Origin of the sequence: Neisseria sp. HMSC070A01 (genome assembly GCF_001810165.1) — a bacterium.
In the GTDB taxonomy this organism is placed as follows: domain Bacteria; phylum Pseudomonadota; class Gammaproteobacteria; order Burkholderiales; family Neisseriaceae; genus Neisseria.
The window spans coordinates 131,828-153,358 of the sequence record NZ_KV800125.1 but is presented as its reverse complement, the minus strand read 5'-3'; the positions used below and the strand labels follow the sequence as shown (position 1 = coordinate 153,358).

Here is a 21,531-nt window from a genome sequence, read left to right as displayed (position 1 = left end):
AAGCACATAAGCGCCTCGCAAGCCAAACGCTCATCTCCGCCCATTTGCGGAGGATTGAGGGGATTGGCAGCCATAGCGGCAATTGAGGAGAAGCCCATTATTAAGGCAGTAATTGTTGAAATGAATTTCATAATTTACTCTGTTATTTAATGAAATTTGAAAGGGAAGTGGTTGAAATTTTAGACGGCCTTTGCCTATTAAAATCTAGGTAATGAACAACCTTCGTTGGCAATGATAGAACATTGAGAGCTACCAGAAGTTTGACATTTCCTTAAGGCATCAGCCTCTGCAAGACCAGGACCTTTTATACTGGGAAAAGCAATCCATTTTTTACCAGACTTACCTTGGGCAACAGCAATACAACTATTTTTTGCCCATGCCACTACTTTGCATGGCGCGTTACGTCCGCCTCGTTCACACGTCTTAATAGCCTGTGCTTTAGCCGCTTCAAGTGATTCCATATCAATTGCACCACCTGAAACACCAGTTTTTGCATTAGCAGCCCATGCCCCGTATCTTGAAGGAACATCAATATTAATAATTTCCGTAGGTCGTCTTTGTTGGTGTCGGCCAGATGAGCCACAGTTTGGATTGTATCCGTATTGGCATAAACTAGGATCATTTTGCAATGCTCCTCTAGTAGCATCATAAGTGGGATTTGCAACACAAATATTCAGGCAGGTTAATCCTAATGATATAAAAAGTAGCTGTTTCATTTAAGCATCCAATCTTATTTGTTCAAGTTTTTGCCTTTAAATATAGAAATACTAGATTGATGTATTTCCTTTGCCAGGTTGACTTGGGGATTTCATGGCATCAGTCGCTGTCCCTCCAGATTTTGTACCACCTGTTGTCCATATAGAAGGATCATAGTGAGCGTTTGAATACAGATTGGTAGAATTTCCGGAATTATTTGGTATATTATAATTTACCCGTTGACTTGCACCACCATCCAAATGCGGCGGAACTTCTTGGCGATTTCCGTTACCAATAACAGAATAGGCGCTGAAACCAGCCATCATGCCATTAAACCAGGCACCTGCCATAGGCGGTACGGTAATCAGCAGGGTAGAGAGCATCAAACCCAGGCCCAGCTGCTGGGTCACGGTCTGCATAATACCGCCGACATTTCCGCCGGTCAGTGCCGCGGCAATATTGGATACGGCATCGGTAATGGCGATATTGCCTACCAGATCCATAGAGATTTCCGCCATGACGCCAAGCATCACGCTGGAAAAGATGGTTGCCAGTCCATAGTATAGCCATTTTTGAAACAGGGGTGCTGTTTTTTTGAACAGAAGGCATAAAATAAAGATGGGCGCAAAGCCGATAAAGAGAGCCATGGCGATGCGGAACATGATCAGCATGGTGCCTGCTACGATGGCAGGCCCTGCGGTACCGACGCCGACAAACCATCTTGCCTGTGTCACTTTCCCTTCGAGATATTCGCTGTCGGCGGTATCGATACCGTCAAGTATGCCCATCATACTTTGGGTTGCCGTCAGGTTTTGGTCGATTCGGCAGCCAATGATGGATTTGCTGTCTTGTGTCAGACACTTACTGCCGACATCACTGTCGCCGGTCATGATTTGGGAAATGCCGTCTGAAAGGGTATCGGTCAGAACCCGTACGCTGAAATCGCCGCCGGCCGCCACACCCAGTGCAACGGCTACAATGAGGTAGGTCTTGCCGAGACCGTACACAAAGCCTTTCAGGCCTTCCTGACTTCTGCCGGTTGCAATCAGATAACCTTGGATCATTATCCATAAAGTCAATAAGGCGACGATAATGGTAAAAGCAAGCGTTAGGTTTTTAGACAATACATGTTCAGTAAAAAAGCTTATTCGTGCATAGATATAGTCACGAATACTGGAATAAAGGAGAAGATCCATCATGATGATGTTTTCCTGTTAAATAGTTTGGGTAAAAATAACATTAAAATTAGCGGAGTTTATAGCCAGTGCTGATGGCTCTTTTTTCTTTCGCCTCTTCGCGGATTTGTTTTACCTTTTTTTCTAAAAGGATCGAAGCTGCCGCTTTTGTCAGGCTGCTGTTGTTCGAGCCTGAGAGCTGGTCTTTGGTCAGATTTACCCTTGCCCATTTGTATTGATCAAGCATTTGGTCGATAGATTTTATTGCCGATTGGTAATTTGTCAGTTTGATTTCCAACTGCTGCAATTTTGCGATGACTTCGGCTTCTGCAGAGGCTGCTGAATTACTTTTTCCTTGGGCATTGGAATTTTGTTTTTTAATCGAAGTGGCATTTATCTCCGAAAAAGTTTGGTTAATTTCTGTTTCCATTTTTCGTAGAAGCGTAAATTTTTGCTCTTCAAGAGTTACTGTGCCACTACATAAATTTCTTGATGTTTGATTAGCAATTCTATTACAGCGATCCTTACGGTTTTGGAACATTTTTTTGATTGCGTTTTCTTCTTTTTTATCGAGTAGAGCTTTCAATTCTGGAATCTGTTCCATTTGACCGCGTACCCAATGTTGCAACTGGGTACGCCAGTTTTGCAGCTGCTCTGCCCAGTGAGATAGTGTCATGGCGCGGTCTGCCGCATCCATCGCCCAGTTGATAGCATCTTGCATCATTTTGGCCCCATCAACAACAGGCAATACATATGAATTAGCTATCGGCATGGAAGTAAGCATTGTCGCCCCCACCAAAACTGAGGCGATTATCCGTTTTATTTTAGTTTTCATTACTATTCAATCTTTCTTCAAATTGGTTAATTTTAAAATATTTAAATTTTCAGTCTTAGGGTTGCCTGAAGACATACTGTCTTTAGATAACCCTATCTCATTTTTAGTCAAATCGGTTTAATCTGCATTACGCATCATATTAGTAGCCGACTTCTTGCCGGAACCTTTACGCTCATCGTAGAAGGTCTGTAACCAATCCTCCGGTCTTACCGCATCGATGCCGACACCAAGACGTTCGGCCGTTTTCTTGATGATGCCGTCCATGATGTCGATGTTGTCGGTACTGGCGGAGATAACTGCCAATTCATCGTCAAATCCGCGTAGGTTGAGCTGGCATACTGCGGAAGCATGACCCTGTTTGACCAAGAAGCAGCGGCTGCGCTCGTCCAGGCTTTTAATCACTTGGAACTCTGAGTCGGTCAGCTTCAGTCCATCGATGTAGTCTTTTTTATCTGCATTCGGATTTGGCAGCAGTATCATAGTAGCTGTCTGCTCAATCAGTGCGGCGGAAATATCGCTTTTGAGGGCGTCTTCCGGTGACTGGGTAGCGAAGATACCCATACCGTTTTGCTTACGGATGGTTTTTTGTTTGTTTTTGGCAAACTCTTTCAAACCGCCTTCGCCATCAAGGATTTTCCAGAATTCGTCCATGATGTAGATGAAGCGACGGCCATCGATAAGCTCTTCCATTCGATGGATAAGGTAGCCGATGACTGGATCGCGTACCTGAGGGTTTTCAATCACATCGGTGTAGTCGAAGCCGATAATATTGGCTCCGCTGAAGTCGATTTTATCCTGAGGGTTATCAAACACCCAGCCAAGGCTGTTTCCACGAGTCCATTTGCGAATATTGGCATAGAGGGAATCATCACCAGTATTGGGTAGCGATTTTTGGAAGTTGGAAATACTGCGCAGCGCTGGTGGGGTATCAAGCATGGCTCGCACGGCGCGCAGGATGTCGTCGTCTTCTGCTGCTGAATAGTGTGCTTTGCCACCCAGTTGCTTCATAAGGCCACAGAGGAATTGGACATTTGCCTCTGTATTTTCGCATTGGAAAGGGTTAAAGCCGGTAGGTTGGCCGCTTTCCAGTGCCATATAGGCACCGCCGCAGGCTCTAACAAAAATTTCAGCACCACGGTCTTTGTCGAAGAAAAAGATTGTGGGTTTGGGATCGTATTTTTGTACCTGACTGAGGAGGAAGTTGATAAGGGCTGTTTTACCTGTACCGGACTTACCAATAACCATAGTATTGGCAATGGCTTTTTCTCCTTCAGAATCTTCGCCTTCGAGGGTTGCATGGAAGTTGAAGTAGTAGGGCTGGCCATTGGTCGTCTGAAGAACGGTAACGCATTGCCCCCATGGGTTGCCCTCACGTTTACCGGTGGCAAAATTGTGTAGTGGGCAGAGACCCAAGAAATTTAACGATGAGAGATTGGCGATGCGGGTGCGGTAGTTCCAGTTACCCGGAAGCTGGGCATAATATGCGGCGCAGACGGCCAAGTCCTCTTTTGTTGTTACAAAACCTGCATTGGAAAGCTCTGCTCGGGCGGCGGCAATGTTTTGGGAAAGCTGCTCTTGGCTGTCGGCATAGATAGCAAGACTGAAGTGGTAGCCGCCAAGAACGAAATTGCCGGATGCGAGTTGGTCCATTGCATGATCAAGTTCTGCAATTTGGGTAAAGGATTTATCGCCGGAAGAGATCATCATGCCACGGGTACGCTCAAGGGTTTTCATGGCGTCGTATCGGCTCATGGGGCTGAAACTATGAGTGATAACGTATTCGACATCCAAATATTTGAGCCCGTTAAGCACGCCGGGATAGGTACCGTCAGGGTATTCTTTAAGGTTGAGTATGGCACCGTAGTGATTTTTACCTTCAGGGGTACGGACGATATAGTCGCCGGTTTTGGCAGAGAAAAGATGTCTGCTAAGAGGTAAGTAGTTGTAAACAGGAGCAGGCAGTACGGGAACCGGCTCGTTAACACGGTTAAGGATGTAACCGAAAAGTTCGAGTGTTTCTGAGAATACAGTACCGTTTTTGCCTTCGTACATACCGAGTCGGTAGGGATGGTAGTCTTTGAGGACGGCTTCAAGGTTGGTTGCTAATTCATTTAGCGTACCGATAGCTTGCTCCTGTTCGGCCTTCAGACGATCGATATTGCCTGATTTATCAACAAACTTTTTGCCGTCAACAACGGGACGGTAAATCATGGTCAAGTAAAGCTCGTTATTCATGAGCTTTTCTTTAGAAAGTCGGGAAAAATAGCGGTCGGAGAGGCTTTGATTGAAAGACTCTTGGAATTTTGGGCGCAAATCGATGCCGCGGTGGCGGCGAATGTCATGTACCCAGAAGGCAACATTGACATAGTCCGGAGCGCGTAAGGATTGGAGTAAACGATTAAATGTGTTGTGTTTGTGTTCGAGCTCCCATTCTTCTCGACCCACAAAAGGAAGGCCGGATAGATGCCATGTTGTCAGATAGTCCCCACCAGTGGTTTTGACAATGGTTGGGGAAACATGGGTAGAGAGGGATACGAATTGACTGATTGATGCGTCAGGAGTAAACATTTTATTTGTTTTTTTGTGTTGAAATCGTCCGACAGACAAAGATGTCTGTCGGATGTTTTGTTGTCATTGTTTGGGAGGATTGTTACGGTATTCATTAGGCGAGAAGCACCATGTATCAGGAAACTCCTCTCGGTTTCTGGCTTTAAGTCTAAATTTCAGACGTAAACCGAGAAAACGAAAAATCATATCATCCCGCTTGGCCATCTGCCTCATAATCAGGATGATGAAGGGAATAGTCAATAAAAAAAACATATTGAAGTACATTCCCATCAACAATCCTGAGCCGGCTCCTATAAAGAAAGGTATATAGGGTACACCAAGAAAGGTTGCCGGACGCGTACATCCTCGAAAAACGATGTTTTTCTGCATGGTGTTAATTAGGCAAAAAATTGCAATACTTGGAACATTGCTGATGTTGTACCGGCAGAGCAAGAGTCTGCATTGCCAACCAGCATTTTTGCGATTTGGCCGGCCGCACCAATCAGTACGCCACCAATTAAAATAGGAGCGACGTCAGAAATGCGTTTGTGTGCAAAAGCAATTTGGTAACCGGCAAAGATAATGGCGATGGTTACAACTGCAACGGACATTAAGTTCAATACGGTATGGATGTTTTTAATGAATTTACAGGCACCACCAGAAGCTGAAGTAAAATCATCGGCTGCCATACCTACAGTCGGTGCTAAAAATGCTGCAGCAACAAATGCTGCTGTGGCAACGTTTTCAGCGGTAAAGCGGGATTTTTTTTGAATCTGAGTGTTTTTCATTTGAAATTTCCTATGTTTATTACAGGTTGATGTGGAAAAAAACTATCTAAAAGACTGCTGCGCTATCTTTATAAGTATTGCTTTTCGCTTGTGCAGTATTATTATCTTGCAAGGAATGTTGGTTTTTAGAGACAGCGGCCGAGTATGGTTGTGGATTGGCGGTAACTGTCAAATTTGGGCGGTTAGCTTGTTGTGCTGGCATTTGGCCCATAGGGCGAGGGGTATTCACAGTATTGCTGATGACTGGAATGGCATTTTGTGGGATTGCTCTCCCTTTCCTCATGGATGAAAAAATTTTTTGCACATAGCCATGCTTATAACCGGTTACAAAGTTACCGGAATAATAACAGCTGAAAGATTTACCCCAGTCTTTTGCACGATTGTAGCATTCTCGCAATATGTGCGAGCCTGCCTTGACGTTTGGGCACACTTGGAATGCATGCTCGTAGGAATGCAATCCATATTTTTTTAAATTGTATCGGTTAACTTGAGCTAATCCTAAGGAGAAGTTAAATCCCTTTTGTTCCAACATTTTAGCAGTGGCGACTGCTTCAGCCAAATTTTTAGGCTGTCTTTGTAAGCGTCCGCCTACAACACCTATAGCATATGGGTTGCCTGAGGATTCAACTCTCACGACATGATGCATAATATCATGCGGAACAGCTAAGTCGGCGCAGGAAAAAAACATGATGTTGAGATGAAAATATGAATTTGTATTGACGTGAAATTTAGCACAGATTAAAATAATTAACAAGATTTTAACCAATAAAAATAACCAAACATGAATTGTCTTTTCTTCATTTTTAATTAAGACGCTTTGGTTGTAACTTAAGTTGTTTTATAAGGTGCTATGTATGTTTCTTTTAAGAACGCTGTTGCTGTCTGCTAGTGTGGGCGCGCTAATGGCAGGTTGTGCAAATCAGTCTGCTCCAGATTTCCCAAGTTCATGGAAGCCATTAAATGAACTACCTGATCAGGTAACTGAGATTCCTCTTGTCAAACCTCATGTTTATCAAGTAACACAACTTGATACAACTGTAAAAGGTTTGTTGGAGCGTTGGGGAGAAGAGGCAAAGATGCCTGTTGTTTATGACCATACGCTTGATTTTACTTTGTATAAGAAAGTATCAACAATACGAAATACCGAACTTGATAATGCCTTGAGTGAATTATCTAAACTTTATGAAGATAAAGGGATGGTTTTCTATGTTCAAAATGGTGTCATTATGGCGCATAAGAAAATGGATGTTGCTGTGAAAAACAGTGGAAAGAAAAAACATGAGAGATCAGCAAAAGCTGATGTAAAAACTCAAGATTAAAATGGAAATATATGTTCAAATCAAGTAAAAATACTACTGATGGCAATATCCAAAAGGCTGTAAAAAGATCTTTGGATTTTGAAACGACCTTGGTCGATATCCGCAAAAAAAGTGAGAAAAGGGCATGGATTGTTGCCGGTATTTCTACCTTCTCTTCTTTGTGTCTGCTTGGCGGATTATTTTATATTTTGCCGCTGAAAGAAAAAGAACCTTATCTTGTTATGGCTGATGTCTATACGGGACAAGCTACTGTTGCTAAGCTAGCCGGTGATTGGAATAATTTAGATATTACTAAAAATGAAGCAGTAAATAAGAGTAATATTTCTCACTTTATTATTGCTAGAGAATCTTTTGATAGTCAGATTATTTATGATAATGACTGGGCTACAGTTTATTCTATGTCGGTTGCTGGGGTATCTGACAGCTACCGCAATCTGATGAATAAAAGTAATCCGAATAGCCCATTTAATCTTTATGGATCTGCTCAGTCAATTCGCGTTAAGATTTTGAGTATCGTCCTTAATAATAGTGGAAAGGCTGATGGTCGCGATGCCAGTGCAACAGTAAGATTCCAAAGATTTTTGTTAAATAAGAGTACTGGCATATCAAGATTTATAGATAGCAATGTTGCTACTCTGACTTATACTTATAATAGCAATTTGAAGATGGATGAAAAGTATAGGTTAAAAAATCCTCTAGGATTCCAGGTATTATCTTATCGTGTTGATCCTGATGCTAGTGAATCGCCTATTCAAGATTTATCTTCGGATTATCTTTCTGCAGGAACACCATCTGAAAACCAGACTCAGCAACAAATACAAAGTGTACCCCAGCCCCAGTTAGAAGCTCCTACATCTGTAGATAATGATGTTCCTAATGCTTCTCCTATATCTGTTGAAAGTGGAAATCAATAATGTTAAGAAAAATGTTTTTAGCAACAGCAGCATCATGTTTGTTGCAAGGAAGCGTCTATGCTGCAGCTATTCAAGAGTATACGTTTCAAGAAAATACAACTTATCCCGTTCATACGGCACAAGGCGTAGTCACACAAATTGAACTTGATTCTCGTGAAAAGGTTAAAGATTTTGGTGCAGGCCTAAGTGGTGGATGGGATTTGGTACGTAGAGAAAATGTATTTTATCTGCGTCCAAAGGCTGATGCAGTTGATACTAATCTTATTGTTCGTACTCAGGCTCACCAATATATTTTTGAGCTTAAGGTTTTGAAGAATGTTGTTGGCAATTTGTCAGAAGCTTCAGACAAAGGGGTAAATTATCAAGTTAAATTCAGATATCCCGATTCTACGGATTTCAGTCTTCGTGCTAGTACTTTGGCTGGTTATAGCCTGAAATATGATTCTTCTAAAATCTATAATACTAATTATGATGTGGCTGCAAATGAAAAATCTCGTTGGCTAGTTCCTTTAAAAGTCTATGATGATGGCAGATTTACCTATATCTACTTGAATAAGGGCAAGTTCACAGGTGATTTTCCTGCTGTTTATGGCAGAAAATCAGAGAAAGGAGCTGAGTTTGTTTTAAACAGTAATGTTGAAGGTAATGTAGTTATTGTCCATGGGACTTATCCATTCTTAGTTTTGAGACATGGAAATGATGTAGTTGGATTAAAAAGGAATTAAGAATGTCTGATAAGCTAAATAATGAACATCACAAAGATAGTGAATCATCACAAAATTTATATTCAAGCCAATACGAACAAGAACAATTGGCGGGACTTGAGGAGAATGCTCCTCAACTAAATGCTCCTGTTGACCGTACAGTCAACAAAAAAGCTATTGCGTTTATTGTAGCTGCAGGTTTTGGGTTAGCTGGACTAGGGGCATTTGCCTATCATCAATTTAGTGGTTCTGATGAAGCTCCCCCTCCAGAACGTCCTCAGGTAGTTACTGTACCAGATTTACCTGCTCCAGATCCTCAAGTTACGGAACCCCCTTCAATTGATTTAGCAGAAGACAAAAAGCCCGAATTAGAAACGGATAATACATCGAATACAAAAACAATAGAAGTAACTACTCCACCAGTAGTGGAGACCTTGCCACCTATAACTCCATCAACTCCATCAACTCCAACAACTCCAACAACTCCAACAACTCCTAATGTTCCTATACAGCCGATTATTCCAGCAGGAGATATGTATGCTAATATGAATTCTGCATTTGTTCAGGACGGGGAGGCTGCTCAAAAAGAGTCGGGAGTAAGTACAGCTCAGGCTAATGCTGTCCGTTATATGCATAATAGGGATAAGTTGCTTCAACAAGGGACTTATTTGCGTTGTGTATTAGAAACTAAAATTATTTCTGAGGTAAAAGGATTTACATCTTGTATCATTACTGAACCTGTATATTCTGCAAGTGGAAAATATCTCTTATTGCCGAAAGGTTCAAAAGTAATGGGGCAATATGGCTCCAGTAACCCTACTGGCCCACGGATGGAGGTCATTTGGAATCGAGTTATAACACCCGATGGTATCGATGTAACACTGGAATCTCCTGGAGTAGATAATCTTGGTGCAGCAGGTCATGTCGGTAAATTTAAGTCTCACTGGGGATCACGTTTGGCATCGGCTTTATTGATTAGTATGATTTCAGATGCTTTTAAATATGCTGCTACTGAATATGGTCCACAAGGACAAACGGTTTCAACCATGACATCAACTACTACTAACCCTTATGAAAGTGAGACAGCCAATACATTGAAACAACAGGCTATCAATCAGCTTGAACGAAATAATGCTCGTCCTAATACAGTAACAATAAATCAAGGTACTTTGATTAATATTTATACTGCCCAGGATATTGATTTCAGTTCGGTAATGCAGTAACCATAAAAGGCCGTCTATTTTTTCAGACGGCCTAATTTTTAGGCCTTATAATAAGGAGGAATTATGGATAAAAGCTGTCGATAACTCTCTATGATTAAATGAGAATCTAAGAGTTTGTATAGAGAAGATAGCATAAGAATTCGCTCGGTGTTCTTAAGAATAGTCTTTCTTAAATGCAAGATACTAAAAACTATCTGAAAATTTACATCTCAAATAAAAATTCAAAATAATTCAATTATTTAACTTGTAGGTATTATAATGACTCTAAAAAACAAATCTATTATCACGGTATTTCTATTATTAATCTCTTTGTTACTGGGTTGTTATCTATCAGGTTTTATCCTACTGCAATGGTTAGGCTTAGATAAAACCCCTTTGCTGCTCACAACATGGTTTAAATACTATAATACATTAGATATTCCTCAAGTTGCCAAATACTCGTTACAGATTAAAACTTCAGGAATTATTGGATTTGGTTTAACCTTTTTGATTGGTCTGATTGGTTTAATTCCCATTTGGCGTACTGCCTCACAAAGTCTTCATGGAGAGGCACGATTTGCCGGAATGGCTGATTTGTCAAAAGCTGGATTTTTTAAACAGACAGATACTTCAATTGTTGTTGGTAAATACAACGGTAAATTATTACATTACAATGGCCAGCAATTCGCCTTATTAGCGGCTCCAACTCGATCTGGTAAAGGTGTCGGCATCGTAATACCGAACCTGTTAAGCTATAAAGGATCGGTAGTAGTATTGGATATTAAACAGGAAAACTTCAACTTGACTAGTGGCTACCGTAAAGAGGTGCTAGGCCAGGAAGTATATCTATTTAATCCATTTGCTGAAGATGGTAGGACGCATCGTTGGAATCCGTTTACCTACGTTTCTTCCGATCCGGACCAACGAGTGTCAGACTTGATGTCGATAGCTGCAATGTTGTATCCGGATGGAGATAGTCGTGATAAGTTCTGGGTGGCGCAGGCAAGAAATGCAATTTTAGCATTTTCACTTTATTGTTTTGATGAGCATGAAGCAATGGCTGATTTTCCTGTGGAGGGCAAAGAAAATGAGCCAGCCTGTACATTGGGAAAAATATACCGCCTTTCATCAGGTAATGGAACAGAGCTCAAGGAGTATTTTACATCTTTATCGCAACAACCATATCTCAGCGAGGCTACAAAAACAGCTTTTTCTGGCTTAATTTCTCAAGAAAAAGAAACTTTCGGTTCTATCATGGGGACATTTAAAGAACCTTTAAATCCATGGATTAATCCCGTCATTGATTCCGCTACTTCAGCTGATGATTTTCTGTTAACTGACGTACGTAAAAAGAAAATGACCATCTATATCGGCATTCTTCCCAATAAACTTGCTGAATCAAGGGTCATTGTCAACCTATTTTTCTCTCAACTTATCAACCAGAATACGAAAGAGCTGCCTCAGGACAACCCAGATTTGAAACATCAATGTATGCTGCTGATGGATGAATTCACAAGTATTGGTAAAGTTGAAATTATTGCCCATTCCGTCAGCTATATGGCAGGTTACAACATTCGCCTATTTCCAATTATCCAATCAGTCGCCCAGCTGGATGCTGTTTATGGCAAAGAATATGCGCGTACTATTATCACTAACCATGCTTTACAAATCATCTATACCCCTAGAGAACAGCAGGATGCAAACGAATACTCCGAAATGCTGGGTTATACCACAGTGAAAAGAAAAAATGTCAGCCGTGGACGCGAACGTAGTGTATCGGAAAGCGAAGAACGTCGCGCACTGATGTTGCCGCAAGAGTTGAAGGCAATGAGCCAAGATAAGGAGATTATCCTTTATGAAGGTATGTCACATCCGGCGCAAGTGGGGAAAATCCGTTATTACCAAGATGGGACATTTACCAAACGATTGATGGGGTCAGTAAAGGTTGCCTCGTTAAAAGGAAAACGGTAATAGTAATGAAAGTTCGAGGCCGTCTGAAAATGAAATTTGCAAAATGACTAAAAAGGAATTTATATGAAGCTATTGGCAATTACAGCCATATTAACTGTATGTTTGATGACTTCCTGTACTCCTCAGATTAGCAATAAAAATATTAAGGATTCTTCTAAAATACCAAATATACAAAAGGAAACAACTATGGAACAGGTGCGCAATCGTTGCCGAAGTATGTTGCACAAAGTGGAAAATCGGGATGATCTAATTAAGCAGATGTATGATACAGCATTTAAGGATGACTGCCTGTATACAATGTATGCGCTAGAATTAGAAAATATTTGGAAAATTCCGGTTGTTGAAGGTTATGATAGTAATCAATTACATAGAAATCTCTCATCATCCATTGGTTTGTATGTAGCAATAAGACATGATTCTTTTCAAACAAGTTTCGTTATTTTACCAACTAAACAATACTACAAAGAAAAAATAAGTATTTTCCCTGAAAATAAATTTCCTGATTTTTTACCTAAACCTAATGAAAGAAAAATGCCTCCTAGATATGGGGACTATTACCCACGTCAGGAAAATGACCCAATTAAAGAATTAGTTAATTATTATTGGCGTGAAAATGGTCGAGAAATGGTTGCGGCAAACAATGGGTCCGGTGCTATTCATGCATTTACTTTTTACAGTAATACAGAAATGAGCCCTATGGGTTTTTGATAAAAAGGCTAATAAATCATGACTAAATTAAATGAAAAAGCAGAAGCTCAATTAAAAATATTAGGTTTCCATAATCAACGTTTTAATTCTACTATGTCTGAATTGGATAGAATAAAGGCTAATGATGAGTTAGTAAGGCAAATTAATCAATTTGGCAGTCAAGGTCATGGATTTTTTAGGATTGTAGATGGAAGTAAGGGGGCCTTTTATAATTCGAAAGATGGGAATATCTATTTAGAACAAGGTTCCAGACATATTACCGCTAGGACAATATCTCATGAAGTGGGCCATGCATTAGGTAAACATCAAGCTAAAGCAGCTAGTTACTACAATACTGCTAAGGCTTATGCTCAAGCACGAGGCTATGGAGAAGCTGAGGCAATCTTTAACGAAGCGCGTATGGTTGCTTACGAAGAAAGATATAATGGTAGAGCATATAGCACAGGAATTAGTGGTAATCTTTACCCATACATTAAAGGTAAGAGTTTTGGAGAGGTTAAAGATCTAATTGCTCGTCAGAATATGTATGGCATGTACCCAAGTAATGGAACTGGATCGATCAGAATGACTTATTATGAAACTGATATTGAATATTTCCTGAATACTCGTACCAATTTTTCCAAAGACTTTGAAGAAGCATTCTTAAGTCCCAATTTCAAACAATTATTTGTTAAGCATATGGCGAATTATGATACGTTTGGCAATAAGGGTAATAATAAAATTGTTGCTGATGGATCATATAGTCGTGATAGTTTATTGATAGGCAGATCTAAGACTTATTTAAAAAGTGGGGCATATATGTATGGAGATGCCGGAGATGATGTCTTAAAAGGTACTAATCAAAATGATATTTTATTAGGCGGCAGTGGTAATGATGTGTTGATTGGTGGTAATGGCAATGATATTTTAGTTGGTAATTCTGGAAGAGATAAATTATTTGGTGGTAAAGGATATGATAAATATCGTGCTGACAATTCAGATATTATCCGAGATTCAGACGGCAAGGGTGAAGTGTCATTAAATGGTTATATATTACAGGGTGGTGTACGCGATTTATCTAAGCCAGACCGTTTTGTTTACCGCAGTTCTAGAATGGTATATGAATGGGATAGAAATACAGGGACATTAGATGTAAATGGTCTCAAAATTGAAAATTTCAAAAATGGTGATTTAGGAATTCATTTAAAGAACAAAAAACAGGCCAATATAATGATGTTATTAGAGTACATTCTGCTACGGGAATAGATGGTATTAAGATTTTGCGTCAACCTCGGAATACCAACATGGCTCATGCTCCAGCTCCTAGCAATGGGGATGATATGTACACTAATCAGCCTTTGAATTTGGAAGCAATCCCACAACATGCCCAAAATATCTATCAGCAGAGTAAAAAAATTTTTACTGAATTCTGTAATAAAAAAGATATTATCTACGATGAAAGAAGCTTAGATAATATTGCTATGGCACTGGCTGCTGAAGGGTACGCAAACAAGATGAGAGGTGCATCTCTCATTAATATTAAAGAAAATGGGCATATTCTTATTGGTGATAAGGCTCCTGAATTAAGAACTGCTTCGGTGGATATGCAGAAAGCTGCGGTTACTCCGATAGAGGAGAGTATTATTAAAGTACAAGCAACAACTCAGCAATTTGAATTAGAAACACAACAAAAGCAGTTAACACAAGCCAGAGGGCTGAGTATTTCTTAGGCTAAAATGAAAAACACACCTAAGGTTCAAATATATTGTAATTAAATTTTTGAATAAACTTATTTTAAACATGGATGAATTAAACTCAACAATTTCAGCAGATTTCTTAGATTATCAATACGAAGTATTGGGAATTACCTCTTTCCTGAAAGATCCTGATGTTACAGAAATTTGTATTAATAGGCCGGGAGAGGTATTTCTTGAGACTTCTCGAGGTTGGAAAAAGGTAGAAGTAGATACGCTAAACTTTGATAGGGCACGTCAGTTCTGTACAGCTGTTGTTAATGAAAGTAATACTGGTCAACGAATTACAGAAGCAGAGCCAATGGTGTCATTAACATTTCCAACAGGCCAACGGGCACAATTTGTAATTCCTCCTGCCTGTGATGCAGGAAAAGCTTCAATTACAATCCGTCTACCATCAAAACATACTAAGAGCTTAAGCCAGTATAGCAAAGATGGTTTCTTTAGTCAGATTATTGAATTAAATGGAGAATTGTCTCCTCAAGATAAGGAATTAGTTGAACTGAAAAATAATCGGAATTACGAGGAATTTTTTAAAAAAGCCGTTGAGTATAAAAAAAATATTGTTGTTTCAGGTGCAACTGGTAGCGGTAAGACTACTTTCATGAAAGCGTTAGTTAATCATATTCCTTTAAGCGAGAGACTAATCAGTATTGAAGATGCTAGAGAACTATTTATTCCACATGAGAATGTAGTTCATTTACTTTACTCAAAAGGTGGACAAGGTAGTTCAAATATCACAGCAAAAAGTTGCATGGAGTCCTGTTTACGTATGAAACCAGATAGAATTATTCTGGCCGAGTTACGAGGAGACGAATCGTTTTATTTTATTCGAAATTGTGCATCTGGACACCCAGGATCTATTACAAGTTGTCATGCTGGTAGTACTGAACAGACTTGGGATCAGCTGGCACTAATGGTAAAGGCATCACCGGAAGGAAGTGGTTTAGAGTTTGAAGTTATAAAAAATCTACTCAGGCAAACCATTGATATTGTAGTACATATTAAGGCTCATTCTGGACAACGTTATATTACAGGTATTGATTTTAACCCTATCAAAACTTGATAAAGGGTTTAAAAAGATATATTTTCTGACCTAAAACCTTTATAAGAATCCTCTAAATTATCACTGAGAATATTTAGGGGATTTTTTATAAGCAGCTTCCCCAATTAAGCCATTTGAGCTATGTTTGCTAATTTCATTTCATTTCATTTCATTGAAGATAGCGCAGATATTTCATGAGCAGTCGAGTCGATCAGTAGGATCGCTTGATTGATGAGGCCATCTAAATAAATTATAAATTCAACATAATATAAATTATTTTCCTTTTTCCTATTTTTCTACTAATTCCGCTTTTTGTTTCTATCTTTCAAATGAGAATTAATAATACTGAGAGTATGTGCATAGTACTTTAAATTTTATTATATAATCAATAGTTTTTAAGAGAAATTAGGCTGTTTAATTTTACTGTAATTCTACTTCTTAATTGTTAAGGAGTAGAATAGAGTAAAGAGCAGGAAGCTTAGTATGACCAAGTACCTTTATCTCGCTCTATCACTGATTGGGACTTAATAGAACGGGGCGTAGTAAAGTTTTGAGTTGCCTAAATCCTAATATTTATTTAGTATTCTTTCCATTAATCACTATTTATCTACCTTTCAGCATTATCTTAGTTAAGATGTCTGGATGCTGTTATAATATAATTCAATAACCACTATTTAGAGTAATGTGGTAAATGCGTTGAAGCATCAAACAGAATGTATCCTGATCAAGTTATCTTAAATTAATATTTAATTTGCTCATGATATTGAATAAGGATTTTACTGATGAAACCTTTTATCCTGCTGCTATCTGCAGCTTTATTGTCAACTTTAAGCCTAAATGCCTGTACGGAGAGGAGTAATATGAGTGTCCAACAACAAACAGAAGCACGTTTCAAATTGAACCCCGAGCCGAAACAACCATACAGGGTCAAGGTTAAGATTAATAATGCACCGGGGCCGATGAAACCTATAAACGATATGTATATTGGTTATGTAGCAAGAAATTGTTCTTATACCATTAGTCGGTTGGCAGGTGCGACGGCATCTCCTGAAAAAAATATTCCAATCAAAATGAATTTGGTCGGACATGATGAATACGAAGTACTCTTCTATGCTGATGCTGTACTGGATGAAGATTATTTCGGAGAAGGTATCTGCCAATGGAAGCCTGAAAATTTTGGAGCTTCATTTAAGGCGACAGGTAATAAGGAAGAAACTGAATTCAATATCAGCGATGTAATGGAAAATCTTGAAAAAGAAAAAACACTGACCAAATATTATTGGAAGCGAGGGTATCCGTATTATAAAAATAAAGATGGTTTACCATATGGAAGCGAAGATTCTCCTGATGTGGATTTTGGTGAAAAAAGCCTGTCTGCCTATGGGGCGGGACCTCATAATGACAATGATTTTTTTAGTATCACCGTTACTCTAGAGGAAGTTAAACCATGACTCGACTAAGTAAACAACAGTATGCAGACCTTGCTCAAGATTCCTATGAAGATCGTGTGGTTACCCCCCCTAATAAAACCTTACTTATTGGCGGAAATCATTATAGAGTTCTAGCTGTCCACAAAAATCCGACAACAGACTACCAAGGTGCAGTTTATCAAGATGTCCGTACCAATGAGATTGTTGTCGCCCATAGGGGGACATCATCCGCGATGGATGCCAAAGTTGATCTGAAAATGATTATCCATAAGGTCAATATCCAGGCAGAAGATGCAGCAAAACTAACTATGATAGCACTAAAAGAAGCAGATAAATTTCACAATAAACATCCTGAACAAAGTCAACCCAGCATTACACAAGTTGGTCATTCCCTCGGGGGGGCATTGGCTCAAATTCAATCTTATCACTTCAAGCAAGAGGGCGTCACCTTTAATGCCTATGGTGCAGCAGCGTTAAATGGAATTCCCAAAGGTGGAGATAAAGTGATCAATCATGCCTTGGCCTCAGACGTGGTATCTGCAGCAGCTCCTCATTACGGCAAAATGGTCATTCTAGCTAAACAACCAGAATTAATTATGCTGCGAGTGAATGGATACAGTAATGAAAGTACCGGCATACCTCATCTAGATACCAAGAACACTGTTTCAGCAGCCATTGGAACTGTGTGGTGGGCACACGGCATTGGTAATTTTACAGGCATTAATTCAATACTCTCAGAACGCAATTATCAGTCAGCTTTGGAATTGGCAGAACGTAATAAAAAAATGATAAATGATTACAGAGATGATGTTAATGACTACCGCAACACGTTACATAAAATAGGCAAAGGTGTAAGCGAAACCCGAGAAATATACCGGAAAATCCGGGAAAAAATTGACAGAGATCCGAACCTAATGTCTTGGAATGATAAGGAAGAGCAGTACAATTTTATGCAGACAGTTGCTTCATTTAACCCACAATCTCTTCCACCTGAGGCACAAAAACTTTTTGATTCTGTCAAAGGGCATATGACCGCTTACCATGAGAAAAACGGTTTGCCTATTGATGAAGAAAAATTCCAAAATTCCGTAATGGCTCTTACTGCTTTAGGGAGATCACAAGGAATGACTACTGCCACTCTGTTCAGTGTGAAAGGAGATCAATATCTAATTGGTGAACTCAATCCCCATCTGAATCGTGTTGGAATGCATATGAATGAATCTGCCTCTATACCAGCAGTAGAAAGTTTGAATCAAATTCAACAAGCTACACGGCAATTTGAATATGATGAACAACAAAGACAGATAGCGCAAACCCAGACACGAGGTATGAGCTTGTCGTAAAAGAAATGGACGCCAAGGCGCGGTTCGGTAACGAACTTGGACTATGATGCCACTATTTTAAAATTGGCAAATGCCTTGGGTGGAATAGAAGATGTCAGTCAAAAATTTGTTCAAAATTGGTTAGGGGACATCGGTAGCATGAAAAAAGGAATACAACCGTCGTAAAACTAGTCGTTATAATGAGAATTTAGTGTGCATCAATAGAGAAAAAGTCATCTGATAAATTTCAGATGGCTTTTTTATTCTTGGATTCTATAAGTGATTGTACTACTGAGCGAAACAGAATTCAGCAGGCTAAAATACTAGCATTATGAATTTAACATAATATAAATTATTTTCCTTTTCCCTATTCTTCTACAAATTTCGCTTTTTGTTCCTATATGTCAAATGAGAATTAATAATACTCTAGAAAGAGTGCTCATAGTACTCCAATTTTTAGTATAAAATCAATAGGTTTTAATAGAAATTCGGCTGGTTAATTTTACTGTAACCTTACCATTAATTGTAGCCTGGCGAAATAGAGTAGGGTAAAGATAGTGAATTGTGCCAACTTTGTTTGAACTTATTCAAAACTGTTCAGATGGTCTTATTTCATTAATCCTAGCTTTTTTCTCTCCACAAAATGCAAAGATCATTGTTGATTAGTTATTATCACTTATAACTACTGTCAATCCCTGCATTTTAGTTTACACCGTTTCTCCTACTTTCTTTCAATCTTTCCTTAATCATGTGTGAACCTTTTCTTTTTCAGTCAATGACGTTTTATTTATTGGAGAAAAGTTTTCACTATCAGCCTTAACAATCACTATTAAAATGTGCTCCGATAGTCTGTCTCCGCCTGTATGCAGCTTGGGCGACGGTGAGGCTGCATTCGAGCAAGTTTCGGTTTTCGTATTCGGACACGGTGTGCGGCTCGGCTTGGTTTTGTTTCCAAAGCCTCAGTTGGGCGATAGCGCGGCGCAGGTCGGTATCGTTGCGGAGAATGCCTAGATGGTGTTGGTTGAACGCTTGCAGGGCGGGGCGGCTGAATGTGTTTTGAAGGTCGTCTGAAAAGATACCCGCTTCGGAGTAGGGGCGTTCAGACAGCCTTTGGGACGGTACGGCTTGGAATGCTTGTCCATCTGCGACGGGCTGGTATGCCTGCCAGCTTTCGGCGTAGCTGCGGATGAGGTAAGCGTCGTATAAATCGTGGCTGAAGAACGACCAGAACACGGGTTCGTCCTGATAAGTCAGGCTGATGCCGTCGGGTGTATGGAGTTTCAGGTAGCCTTGCGTTTGACGGTCGATATGCAGGGCGAGGCTGTTTGGGGAGGAGGGATGGTGGGGCAGGCTGCTGCTGTATTGTTCCAGAACGGCGTTGAGCGATCGGTAGTGCATGGGGTATCCTTTGAAAGGCGTTCAGCGATAACTGATGACGATCATCGTACTGCCGTCTTTATTGTAGTAATACGCGCCCGCATTGCCCCATGTAAATCGGCGGCATTTGCCTGCTGCCGATGTTTCAATGGAGCAAGGGGCATCGCCCAGCTGCTTATCCAGCCATCGATCAAATTGTTTTCTGCGTTGCAATTCGCGCTCCTCCGACCATGCTGCCCAGCTATTGTCCTCGCCTATCGGGTAGAAGAATATGGATAAGCGCTCCAGCCGCTGCTGCTCGAACCGGGCGGTAAGGGTGTATTGTTCGGATTGCTTGGTAAATGACAAACCGAAAAATGTTATTCCCGTTTGCAGATGATTCGGGCTTGATTTTGGGAAACATGCAATCCAGTCATCAAGCGTGGTTCGTGCACTAATAATATTGCAGTCCGGCAGGATGATGCTGCCGTTTTCAGGGTTTATCTTCATCGGTTTGAATTTCCAAATGTAGTTTTCAGACGACCTGAAGGCAAGCGGAAACAGACGATGAATGTCGCTTGAGCCTTCTTGATTTTTAGGTAGCCTCTTTATCATACATTTCCAGCAACACCTCCGTCAGCCAGTCGAACACCTTTAACACGCGCCTGGAAGTTACTGTGCGTTGCGGGCAGTAGATATAGAGTTGCCACGGGCGGCGCGGGATTTCGGGGAAGAGTTCCACCAGTTTGCCGTTTTGCAGGTGGGTTCGGCACAGATGTTCCGGGATATAGGCGGCAACGCAGCCTGCCAGCGCAGCGGCGAGTTCGTTGGCAGGGTCGTCTGTGATGAAACGGATGTTTTTTGGAAAAACGTGCATTTCTGCGTTGAGCGGCCAGCCCCACGGGCGGTTGGTGTTGGCGTCAATGAGCGACGATGCGGGGAAACGACCGGTTAATTCGTCTAGGCTTTGCGGCGTGCCGTGGCAGGCGAGATAGGCGGGGGAGGCGACGATTTTGTCGGTGGTGTCGCAGATTTTGCGGACAATCATCAAATCTTCCGCCTGTATGCCGATGCGGATGCCGATGTCGAGTTGGTTTTTCACCGCGTTAAGTTTGGCGTCGTTGCTGCGCCAATCGATATAAAGTTCGGGATAGTCGGCGCATTTTACCAGCAGGCGATGGAACACACATCTTCTTTCTCCTTGCTCCAAGAGGCGCGTACCCGTTGGCAATGGAAAAGCGAAAATAGTCTAACGTATAGATTAAAAGCCGTTTGAAGGATGAAGTTCAATCGGCTTTTTTGAATTATAAGAAAGCGGCAAATATATTCTTTGGTAGAGACTAGAAATAAAAAATTAAAAAATACAAATTAGAGTTGCAAGTTAGGATTAAATATCACTATTATTAATTTAACATAATATAAATTAATTTCCTTTTCCCTATTCTTCTACAAATTCCGCTGTTTTGTTCCTATATGTCAAATAAGAATTAATGATACTCTAGAGAGTGTGCTCATAGTACTCCAATTTTTAGTATCAAATCAATATGTTTTAAGAGAAATTTGGCCACTTAATTTTACCTTACCTCTACTACCTAACTTATTGAGTAGTGGAATAGGGGGAGGTATAAGAATACCAAGTACCATCAAACTCTTGTGAAACAAGAAAGCGTAGGGGATAGCTAATCTATACTGCAAAGGCCGTCTGAAACATTAAGTCCAGACGGCCTATTTTGCAAATTTTTTGGCAAGTTGATAAGTTAAACTATAAGAAATTTGCGAGTTAATC

20 protein-coding genes and 1 pseudogene are annotated in these 21,531 nt (G+C 40.3%); 11 read left to right on the top strand and 10 right to left on the bottom strand.

The genetic code is table 11. The features are described from left to right. Window positions 1–197: 197 nt before the first annotated feature. The 7 genes from HMPREF2711_RS10880 to HMPREF2711_RS10875 form a co-directional block, all read right to left on the bottom strand. Window positions 198–716, bottom strand: coding sequence for a DUF4189 domain-containing protein (locus HMPREF2711_RS10880; protein ID WP_081456500.1), 519 nt, complete (start codon window positions 714–716; stop codon window positions 198–200). Between the two features lie 51 nt (window positions 717–767). Next, window positions 768–1,895: a TrbL/VirB6 family protein gene (locus HMPREF2711_RS07690; RefSeq protein ID WP_003746760.1), complete on the bottom strand. Its 1,128-nt coding sequence runs from the start codon at window positions 1,893–1,895 to the stop codon at window positions 768–770. A gap of 46 nt (window positions 1,896–1,941) precedes the next feature. Next, window positions 1,942–2,706, bottom strand: coding sequence for a hypothetical protein (locus HMPREF2711_RS07685; protein WP_231288076.1), 765 nt, complete (start codon window positions 2,704–2,706; stop codon window positions 1,942–1,944). Window positions 2,707–2,823: 117 nt separating this feature from the next. Beyond that, on the bottom strand, window positions 2,824–5,274 hold the full coding sequence (locus HMPREF2711_RS07675; RefSeq protein WP_003746753.1) for a VirB4 family type IV secretion/conjugal transfer ATPase: 2,451 nt from the start codon (window positions 5,272–5,274) through the stop codon (window positions 2,824–2,826). 63 nt (window positions 5,275–5,337) lie between these two features. Further along, window positions 5,338–5,643, bottom strand: a complete 306-nt coding sequence (locus HMPREF2711_RS07670; RefSeq protein ID WP_036490852.1) for a VirB3 family type IV secretion system protein — start codon at window positions 5,641–5,643, stop codon at window positions 5,338–5,340. A gap of 8 nt (window positions 5,644–5,651) precedes the next feature. Continuing rightward, window positions 5,652–6,041 carry a TrbC/VirB2 family protein gene (locus tag HMPREF2711_RS07665; RefSeq protein ID WP_003746751.1) on the bottom strand — a complete coding sequence of 130 codons (390 nt, stop codon included), beginning with the start codon at window positions 6,039–6,041 and terminating at the stop codon, window positions 5,652–5,654. Between the two features lie 46 nt (window positions 6,042–6,087). Beyond that, entirely contained in the window at window positions 6,088–6,795 is a 708-nt protein-coding gene (locus HMPREF2711_RS10875) for a lytic transglycosylase domain-containing protein (RefSeq protein WP_254351940.1), read from the bottom strand. A gap of 100 nt (window positions 6,796–6,895) precedes the next feature. Here HMPREF2711_RS10875 and HMPREF2711_RS07655 point away from each other — a divergent pair, with 100 nt between their 5' ends. The 11 genes from HMPREF2711_RS07655 (at window position 6,896) to HMPREF2711_RS07605 (ending at window position 18,410) form a co-directional block, all read left to right on the top strand. After that, entirely contained in the window at window positions 6,896–7,360 is a 465-nt protein-coding gene (locus HMPREF2711_RS07655; protein WP_003746748.1) for a hypothetical protein, read from the top strand. 11 nt (window positions 7,361–7,371) lie between these two features. Then, entirely contained in the window at window positions 7,372–8,274 is a 903-nt protein-coding gene (locus HMPREF2711_RS07650) for a VirB8 family type IV secretion system protein (protein WP_003746745.1), read from the top strand. Next, the gene (locus HMPREF2711_RS07645) at window positions 8,274–8,999 is read left to right on the top strand and encodes a TrbG/VirB9 family P-type conjugative transfer protein (protein WP_003746743.1); all 726 of its coding nucleotides are present in this window, start codon (window positions 8,274–8,276) and stop codon (window positions 8,997–8,999) included. The genes HMPREF2711_RS07650 and HMPREF2711_RS07645 overlap by 1 nt, the downstream gene beginning before the upstream one ends. A 2-nt stretch (window positions 9,000–9,001) precedes the next feature. Beyond that, a complete protein-coding gene (locus tag HMPREF2711_RS07640) occupies window positions 9,002–10,201 on the top strand; it encodes a TrbI/VirB10 family protein (RefSeq protein WP_070615939.1) in 1,200 nt (399 codons plus the stop codon). A gap of 258 nt (window positions 10,202–10,459) precedes the next feature. Beyond that, window positions 10,460–12,151, top strand: a complete 1,692-nt coding sequence (locus HMPREF2711_RS07635) for a type IV secretory system conjugative DNA transfer family protein (RefSeq protein WP_070615938.1) — start codon at window positions 10,460–10,462, stop codon at window positions 12,149–12,151. A 63-nt stretch (window positions 12,152–12,214) separates the two neighbouring features. Further along, entirely contained in the window at window positions 12,215–12,859 is a 645-nt protein-coding gene (locus HMPREF2711_RS07630) for a hypothetical protein (protein ID WP_283118244.1), read from the top strand. Window positions 12,860–12,877: 18 nt separating this feature from the next. After that, window positions 12,878–14,104 (top strand): calcium-binding protein, encoded by a 1,227-nt coding sequence (locus HMPREF2711_RS07625; RefSeq protein WP_003746735.1) that lies wholly within the window; start codon window positions 12,878–12,880, stop codon window positions 14,102–14,104. A gap of 38 nt (window positions 14,105–14,142) precedes the next feature. Then, window positions 14,143–14,568: a hypothetical protein gene (locus HMPREF2711_RS07620; RefSeq protein ID WP_050787144.1), complete on the top strand. Its 426-nt coding sequence runs from the start codon at window positions 14,143–14,145 to the stop codon at window positions 14,566–14,568. 70 nt (window positions 14,569–14,638) lie between these two features. Beyond that, window positions 14,639–15,658, top strand: coding sequence for a P-type DNA transfer ATPase VirB11 (virB11, locus tag HMPREF2711_RS07615; protein WP_003746733.1), 1,020 nt, complete (start codon window positions 14,639–14,641; stop codon window positions 15,656–15,658). 761 nt (window positions 15,659–16,419) lie between these two features. Then, window positions 16,420–17,088, top strand: coding sequence for a hypothetical protein (locus HMPREF2711_RS07610; protein WP_036493655.1), 669 nt, complete (start codon window positions 16,420–16,422; stop codon window positions 17,086–17,088). Continuing rightward, window positions 17,085–18,410 carry a Tle-like phospholipase domain-containing protein gene (locus tag HMPREF2711_RS07605; RefSeq protein ID WP_003746729.1) on the top strand — a complete coding sequence of 442 codons (1,326 nt, stop codon included), beginning with the start codon at window positions 17,085–17,087 and terminating at the stop codon, window positions 18,408–18,410. Before HMPREF2711_RS07610 ends, HMPREF2711_RS07605 begins: the two co-directional genes overlap by 4 nt. A gap of 795 nt (window positions 18,411–19,205) precedes the next feature. On the opposite strand, the pseudogene HMPREF2711_RS11200 reads toward HMPREF2711_RS07605, so the two are convergent. The 3 genes and pseudogenes from HMPREF2711_RS11200 to HMPREF2711_RS07590 all read right to left on the bottom strand — a co-directional run. Then, a pseudogene (locus HMPREF2711_RS11200) lies at window positions 19,206–19,550 on the bottom strand (L-aspartate oxidase); the annotation flags it as partial. Window positions 19,551–19,808: 258 nt separating this feature from the next. Next, window positions 19,809–20,255, bottom strand: coding sequence for a hypothetical protein (locus HMPREF2711_RS07595; protein ID WP_003746726.1), 447 nt, complete (start codon window positions 20,253–20,255; stop codon window positions 19,809–19,811). A gap of 85 nt (window positions 20,256–20,340) precedes the next feature. Then, on the bottom strand, window positions 20,341–20,931 hold the full coding sequence (locus tag HMPREF2711_RS07590) for a LysR substrate-binding domain-containing protein (protein WP_003746724.1): 591 nt from the start codon (window positions 20,929–20,931) through the stop codon (window positions 20,341–20,343). Between the last annotated feature and the right edge of the window lie 600 nt (window positions 20,932–21,531).